This window comes from Ferrovibrio sp., assembly GCF_002796975.1.
Lineage (GTDB): Bacteria > Pseudomonadota > Alphaproteobacteria > Ferrovibrionales > Ferrovibrionaceae > Ferrovibrio.
In genome coordinates this window covers 95593-103112 of record NZ_PEKV01000013.1, presented here as the reverse complement: position 1 = coordinate 103112, position 7520 = coordinate 95593, and the positions used below count along the sequence as shown (strand labels likewise).

Annotated in this window: 6 protein-coding genes; 4 read left to right on the top strand and 2 right to left on the bottom strand. The window is 65.5% G+C overall.

The window, feature by feature from the left end; all coding sequences use genetic code 11:
* Window positions 1–160 precede the first annotated feature (160 nt).
* Together cydB and CTR53_RS15895 are read left to right on the top strand one after the other, a co-directional pair.
* Entirely contained in the window at window positions 161–1168 is a 1008-nt protein-coding gene (cydB, locus tag CTR53_RS15900; RefSeq protein WP_290815508.1) for a cytochrome d ubiquinol oxidase subunit II, read from the top strand.
* Window positions 1152–1283, top strand: coding sequence for a DUF2474 domain-containing protein (locus CTR53_RS15895; RefSeq protein ID WP_290815505.1), 132 nt, complete (start codon window positions 1152–1154; stop codon window positions 1281–1283). Before cydB ends, CTR53_RS15895 begins: the two co-directional genes overlap by 17 nt.
* On the opposite strand, the gene CTR53_RS15890 is transcribed toward CTR53_RS15895, so the two are convergent.
* Window positions 1261–1974: an RluA family pseudouridine synthase gene (locus CTR53_RS15890; protein ID WP_290815502.1), complete on the bottom strand. Its 714-nt coding sequence runs from the start codon at window positions 1972–1974 to the stop codon at window positions 1261–1263. The two genes, CTR53_RS15895 and CTR53_RS15890, sit on opposite strands and share 23 nt — an antisense overlap.
* Window positions 1975–2032: 58 nt before the next feature.
* Window positions 2033–2806 (bottom strand): lipoprotein, encoded by a 774-nt coding sequence (locus tag CTR53_RS15885; protein ID WP_290815499.1) that lies wholly within the window; start codon window positions 2804–2806, stop codon window positions 2033–2035.
* Between the two features lie 231 nt (window positions 2807–3037).
* On the opposite strand from CTR53_RS15885, the gene CTR53_RS15880 reads away from it, so the two are divergent.
* Window positions 3038–3742 (top strand): GntR family transcriptional regulator, encoded by a 705-nt coding sequence (locus CTR53_RS15880; RefSeq protein WP_290815496.1) that lies wholly within the window; start codon window positions 3038–3040, stop codon window positions 3740–3742.
* 126 nt (window positions 3743–3868) lie between these two features.
* Complete coding sequence (locus tag CTR53_RS15875; RefSeq protein WP_290815494.1) at window positions 3869–7180, top strand: DUF2126 domain-containing protein; 3312 nt, start codon at window positions 3869–3871, stop codon at window positions 7178–7180.
* Window positions 7181–7520 lie beyond the last annotated feature (340 nt).

The following is a 7520-nucleotide window of genomic DNA, read 5'->3' as shown; positions in this document are numbered from 1 at the left end:
TCGTCTATTTCATCGTCTTCGGTGCCGGCGTTTTCTATCTGCTGCGCCTGATGGGCAAGACGCCGGGTGCAGTCGAAGAATCCGCACCTGATGCGCCGACACGGGCGGCTGGCATCATGCCGGGGCCTGCACAGCACACGACAGGGCGGAGGACAGGGCCATGACACTCGATCTTCCGCTGATCTGGGCCGGGCTGATTGCATTTTCTGTGCTGGCTTATGTGGTGCTGGATGGTTTCGATCTCGGCATCGGCATGCTGTTCCCGCTGTTCACGGAAGAGCGCGAACGCGACGTGCTGATGAATTCGGTGGCGCCGGTCTGGGACGGCAACGAAACCTGGCTGGTGCTGGGCGGCGGCGGGCTGCTGGCGGCGTTTCCACTCGCCTATGCCACGATCCTCCCCGCGCTCTATGCGCCGCTGACGGTGATGCTGCTCGGGCTGATCTTCCGCGGCGTCGCCTTTGAATTCCGCTGGCGCACCCTGCGCTGGAAGAGGGTGTGGGACTGGAGCTTCGCGCTCGGGTCTTTGGCCGCCACATTCATGCAGGGTATCGCGCTCGGCGGCCTGATTCAGGGCATCAAGGTGGCGGATCGGGCTTACGCTGGCGGCTGGTGGGACTGGCTCACGCCGTTCAGCATCCTCACCGGCATCTCGCTGGTGGTCGGGTATACGCTGCTCGGTGCCTGCTGGCTGGTGATCAAGACCGAAGGCGAGATCCAGAACCGCTGCTACGATCTCGGGCGCAAGCTCAGCGTCGGGCTGGTGCTGCTGATCGGCCTGGTCAGCCTGTGGACGCCGTTCCTGGATTCGCAGTTCCTGCAGCGCTGGTTCACCTGGCCGAATGTCGCGCTGACCGCGCCGATGCCGCTGCTGGTGCTGCTGGCGGCCGGTTCGCTGTGGCGCGGGCTGCACGACTACAAACGACCGCTGCAGCCCTTTCTCTCGGCGCTGGCGCTGTTTGTGCTGTCGTATATCGGCCTCGGCATCAGCTTCTGGCCCCTGATGGTGCCGCCTTCGATCACCTTCTACGACGCAGCGGCGCCCGATGCCTCGCTCGGCTTCCTGCTGGTCGGCGCGGCGATCCTGCTGCCGATCATCCTCGCCTATACGGCTTACGCCTATTACGTCTTCCGCGGCAAGGTCGATCCCCATGCCCATTACCACTGAAGATCAGCCTCGTTCCTTGTGGCAGCGCCTGCTGTGGTTCGTGGCGCTGTGGGCCGGCAGCGTGGCGGCGCTCGGGATTGTCGGCTATGCGATCAGGCTTGTGCTGAAGCCTTAGGCGGTTCTTTCACCCAGCCGCAGGTCTGCAACGCCGCCTGCATATGCGATGGCGGCTCGGCACTGACTGTCACCGGTTCGCGCGACGGATAGAGCGGTAACGAAATGGCGTGCGATTGCAGATGCAGGGTCAGCGGCTTTTCCTGCGCGGCATCGCCATACTGCGCATCGCCCAGCAACGGCGCGCCCAGCGACGCCAGATGCACGCGAATCTGATGCGTGCGGCCGGTGCGCGGATGGCATTCGATCCAGCACAGGCCATCGGGGGATGTGCCCAGCACGCGCCAGTCGGTCACGGCATGCTGGCCATCCTCGGCAATCGCCATATGCCAGCCGCCGCTTCTGGTGCTCAGCTTTTTCAGCGGCGCATCGATCTGGCCCCGCGTTTCGGCCGGCGCGTGGCGCGTCACCGCCCAGTAGGTTTTCTCCACCTTGCCGTCCTGGAACAGCTTGCCCAGCTTGCGCAGCGCCTTGGGGTGCCGGCCCAGCACCAGGCAGCCCGATGTGTCGCGATCCAGCCGGTGTGCCAGCGACGGCGGCTTGGGCAGGCCGAAACGCAGCCAGTTCAGGTGGCGTTCGAGATTGTCGCCGCCGCCGGGGCCGGCATGCACGGGTAGCCCGGCCGGCTTGTCGATCACCAGCATCAGCCCGTCGCGATACAGCAGGCGCTTTTCCAGTTCGGCGGCATTCATGCCGCAGGGGTGCCGCAGATAGCCGCCCCAGTCAAGAGAAAGGGGTCGAGCAGGGCAATTACGGAATGGCTGCGGTCTTCTCGGCGCAGCCGCGATAGAGGCGGCCCTGAAACCGCAGTTCTGCCGTATAGGGATAGTTCCGGCTCGACATGGTGTCGCCGCAGGCGCCTTCGGTGATGCTGACCTGCAATTGCGAGCCGTCGTTGTCGAGCGACCAGGTCTGGCGGTTGCCGTCGCTGGTGGGGCGCCTGGCGCTGTAATTCTGCGGCAGTTCGCCCAGCCGGTCGAACACCACATCGTTGCCGCTGATGCGCAGGCTCCAGAAGGGTTCATTGCCAAAGGCGCGCCAGCCGTTTTCAGCGGCCACGCTGCGCGGCGGGCAGTCGTGCGTGAAATAGGTGAGCCAGCCGAGCAGCCGGCCGGTGCCGCTCAGCACCGGTTCCGGCGTGCCGCAGCGCATATAGGGCTCGGCCATGCTGGCTGGCGTAAAGGCAGGCCCCTGCACGCGACGACGCTCGGTTGGGGTGATCTGCGGCGCCGGGCTGCCGGTCGTGCCGGTGCTGCATTCATACAGGCTGCGGTCGGCGCCGCGCAGGCGCACCTGGATCATGCCATGGTTCTGCAGCACCACATCGGTGGCATAGGCCGGCTGCACCGGATGCGCGGCGAGACAGGCCTGCACGCCGCTCCAGACATCCGGCAGGTGGCGGCCCCAGTCGGGCGACTCCTTGCTTTGCTTGGTCAGCACAATGCCGTCCTGCGGGCGGGTGTCGCCGCCGGAACAGCCGGCGAGCAGGGCGAGCGCGGTGAGCGTCATGAGCACGCGTTTCATGCCTGGGAAAACGCAGCTTTTCAGGCCCGGTTCCCGAAAGAACGCCCGCCCCATGTCACCCGTCATCATTATGGAGCAGATCAGCTAAGGGATTGGCGGGCTCCAGCTCGCGCCACCGCCAAAGGTTTATGCAGATTTTGCACCCGGCGGCTTAACGCTTCCGCTATCCTGCGCCCGATGCGGCGACCACCCGGATAAGGGCGGCGCGGCAGGCGGGGGAAATGCAAAGCCATGAACACGGCCGTGATCAATGAGAATGGCGTGCGCCGGTCGCAGACGCGGCGTGCCTATGACGAACTGAAGCGTCGCATTCTCGACAACGAATTGCCGCCGGGTACCCAGGCGCTGGAGCAGCAGGCCGCCGAATGGCTCGGCATGAGCCGCACGCCGGTGCGCGAGGCGCTGATCCGCCTGGCGCAGGAGGGCATGGTGGAAGTGCGGCCGCGCCACGGCATGCGTGTGCTGCCCATCGCAATCGCCGATCTGCGCGAGATCTACGACCTGCTGGCCGGGCTGGAGGCCACCGCTGTCGACATCATCGCACGGCGCGGGCTGCAGCCGCAGGAGAATGCCGAACTCGACCGGCTGCTGGCGGAAATGAGCGAGGCGCTGGCGCTGGATGACCGCGCCCCCAATGCTCGTGAACGGTGGGCCGAGGGCGATGCGCGTTTTCATCGTCGCCTGATCGAGATGTCGGGCAACCAGCGGCTGATCGTGATGGTGGAGACGATCCGCGAGCAGTCGCATCGCGCCCGCATGGCCACGCTGCAGCTGCGGCCCAAACCAGTGAACTCGAACGACGATCACGCCGCCGTGGTGACGGCGTTGCGGCGGCGCGATGCCGAGACTGCGACCCGCCTGATCCGTGCCCACCGGTTGCGGTCGGCCCGGCTGCTGATCGACCTGCTGGAACATCACGGCCTCAATCACCTCTAGGCCTGCCTATAATTTCATCCGGCCCGGCTCTGCCGAGGCAACTCTTGCGCTCCGCGGTCGTTTTCTGCTGGACAGGGCATCGGCATACCGATTGCATCGTCTGCGTAAATCCCGCCGAGAGCGCGCATGAGCATCCAGGTCGCCCTGCATCACCGCACTACCTATCGCTATGACCGGCTGATCGGCCTCGGGCCCCAGGTGGTCCGCCTGCGGCCCGCCCCGCATTGCCGCACCCCGATCGTCAGCTATGCGTTGAAGATTTCGCCGGCCGACCATTTCATCAACTGGCAGCAGGATCCGCAGGGTAACTATCTCGCCCGCCTGGTCTTCCCCGAACGCACCGACCATTTCGAAGTCACCGTCGATCTGGTTGCCGATATGGCGGTGATCAATCCCTTCGATTTCTTCCTCGAACCGCAAGCGGAAGAATTTCCCTTCGACTACGATCCCGATCTGAAGGAAGACCTGGCGCCGTTCCGGCGTGTCGATGCGCCCGGTCCGCTGCTCGGCCGCTGGCTCGCCACCGTGCCGCGCGAGAAGAAACGCACGATCGATGTCCTCGTCGGCCTCAACCAGCGGCTCTCGAACGAGATCAAATATCTCATCCGCATGGAACCCGGCGTGCAGACAGCGGAACAGACGCTGCAGCTGCGCAGCGGGTCGTGCCGCGACACGTCATGGCTGCTGGTGCAGGTGCTGCGGCATCTCGGCTTCGCCGTGCGCTTTGTCTCAGGCTACCTGATCCAGCTGGTCGCCGATGTGAAGTCGCTCGACGGCCCGGAGGGCCCGACGGCGGATTTCACCGATCTGCATGCCTGGGTCGAAGTCTATCTGCCGGGTGCGGGCTGGATCGGCCTCGATCCTACTTCCGGACTCATGGCGGGCGAGGGGCATATCCCGCTGGCCGCCACGCCCGAGCCGCAATCGGCGGCGGCGATTTCCGGCGCTATTGAAAAGGCCGAGGTCGAATTCTCCTACGACATGAAGGTGGCGCGCTTTGCCGAAACGCCGCGCGTCACCAAGCCGATCTCGGATGAGGACTGGCAGAAGATGCTGAACCTCGGCGACGCGGTGGATGCGCGGCTGAATGCCGGCGACATGCGCCTGACCATGGGTGGCGAGCCGACGTTTGTATCCATCGACGACATGGAAGGCGAGGAGTGGAACACGGCAGCGCTGGGTCCGAACAAGCGCAAACTCGCCGGGCAGCTGCTGCGCCGGCTGGCCGACCGTTTCGCCCCCGGCGCACTGCTGCATTACGGCCAGGGCAAATGGTATCCGGGCGAACAGCTGCCGCGCTGGGCGCTCAGTTGTCACTGGCGCAGGGATGGCGAGCCGGTCTGGCGCGACCGCGCGCTGCTGGCGGGCGATGAGGATGCCGGCGCTGGCGCAACGCCCGCCGATGCCGACATCTTCACCGCCGCATTGGCCGAGCGGTTGCAGCTTGATCCCGGCTATCGCATCCCCGGCTACGAAGACACCTGGTATTACCTGTGGCGCGAGCGCCGCCTGCCGGTGAATGTCGATCCTTCCCAGTCACGTCTGAAGGATGCGCAGGAACGCGCGCGTCTGGCGCGTGTGTTCGAGCAGGGGCTGGAGACAGTAGTGGGTTATGCCCTGCCGCTGACGCGTGACGACATGGGCGGTGCGAAACGCTGGCGCTCGGGCGCGTGGTTCTTCCGGCCGCAGACCATGCATCTGCTGCCCGGCGACTCTCCCATGGGGCTGCGCCTGCCGCTCGACAGCCTGCCCTGGGTGGTGGTGAAGGATTATCCCTTCCAGCATGTGCCCGACACGATGCAGCCGCAACCGCGGCTGCCGTCGCATGAACAGTTCCGCCAGGCCTATCGCATGGTGGGCGGCCGTAAGGCCGCCGCCGTCATGGCGCCGCGCGAGCAGGTACCGCAGCCGAAGAACCAGCAATCCGATCCGTCTGTGGTGCGCACCGCCATGTGCATTGAGCCGCGCGGCGGGCTGCTGCATGTCTTCATGCCGCCGCTGGAGCAGGCGGAGGATTATCTCGATCTCGTCGCGGCGATTGAAGATACCGCCTCATCTCTCGGGAAAAAGGTGGTGATCGAAGGCTATCTGCCGCCGCGCGATGCGCGGCTGCTGAATTTCAGCGTCACGCCCGATCCCGGCGTCATCGAGGTGAATATCCATCCCTCGTCCAACTGGCGCGAACTGGCCGAGAAAACCACGATCCTCTACGAGGAAGCGCGGCAAACCCGGCTCGGCGCCGAGAAATTCATGCTGGACGGCCGCCATGTCGGCACCGGCGGCGGTAATCATGTGGTGATGGGCGCGGCCACGCCGCCCGACAGCCCGTTCCTGCGGCGGCCGGATCTTTTACGCAGTCTGGTCGGCTACTGGCAGAATCACCCGTCGCTGTCCTATCTCTTTTCGGGCCTGTTCATCGGGCCGACCTCGCAGCATCCGCGCGTGGATGAAGGCCGCGACGACGCGCTGGTCAACCTGCAGATCGCCTTCGACGAAGTCGCACGGCATCCGAATCCGGCCCCATGGATGGTGGACCGCATTTTCCGCAATGTGCTGGTCGATATCACCGGCAATACGCACCGCACCGAATTCTGCATCGACAAGCTCTACTCGCCCGACGGACCGACCGGCCGCCTTGGCCTGGTCGAATTGCGGGCCTTCGAGATGCCGCCCGATCTGCGCATGAGTCTGGCGCAGCAACTCCTGCTGCGCGGCCTGCTCGCCACCTTCGGCGAGCGGCCTTACACGCGCAAGCCGATCCGCTGGGGCACGCGGCTGCATGACGAATTCCTGCTGCCGCATTTCTGCCTGCAGGATTTCAACGATGTGCTGGACGATCTCAACCAGCAGGGTTTCGGCTTCGATCCCGGCTGGTTTGCTGCCCATGCCGAATTCCGCTTCCCGAAAATCGGCGAACTGGCGGCGCGCGGCATGGAACTGGAACTGCGCCAAGCGCTCGAGCCCTGGCATGTGCTGGGCGAAGAGGCGACCGGCAGCGGCACGGCCCGCTATGTCGATAGTTCCGTCGAACGCCTGCAGGTGAAGATCAAGGGGCTGATCGATGGCCGGCATGTCGTCGCCTGCAATGGCCGCGCCGTGCCGATGCGCCCCACCGGTGTGCCGGGCGAATATGTTGCCGGCATCCGTTACAAGGCCTGGGCGCCACCGACCGCCATGCATCCCGGCATCGGCGTGCACACACCGCTGACCTTCGACCTGTTCGACAGCTGGTCGGGCCGCGCGCTCGGCGGGTGCACCTATCATGTTGTGCATCCGGGTGGCCGCAGCTACGACACTTTCCCGGTCAATGCCAACGAGGCCGAAGCGCGTCGCCGTGCCCGCTTTTTCGCCATGGGCCACACGCCGGGCCGCATGCCGCAGCCGCAACCGGCCTTGTCGCGCGAACAGCCGCTTACCCTCGACCTGCGAACGGGTTAAACTCCTGACCGATTCGGACCGTGAAGGGTAGCCGTGTGAATTTGCCCCTGAAGGCCCCGGTTTCCCAGCTGCCAGACTCTCAGCTCACGGCGGCTTCGGGAATCCCGGCCGAGGCTTATGACGAAATGGTCACCGGCCAGGGCCTGATCCGTGGGCACTGGCAACCGTTGCTCGCGACCCTGAGCGAACTCGGTCCGGCCGGTCTGCTGGAACGCGCCGAACGCGGCCGCCAGTATCTCGAAGACGAAGGCGTCACCTACAATCTCTACGAACTGCCCGATGGCACTGGCGGCGCGATTGCACCGCCGCTGCCGGAACAGCGGCCGTGGAAACTCGATCC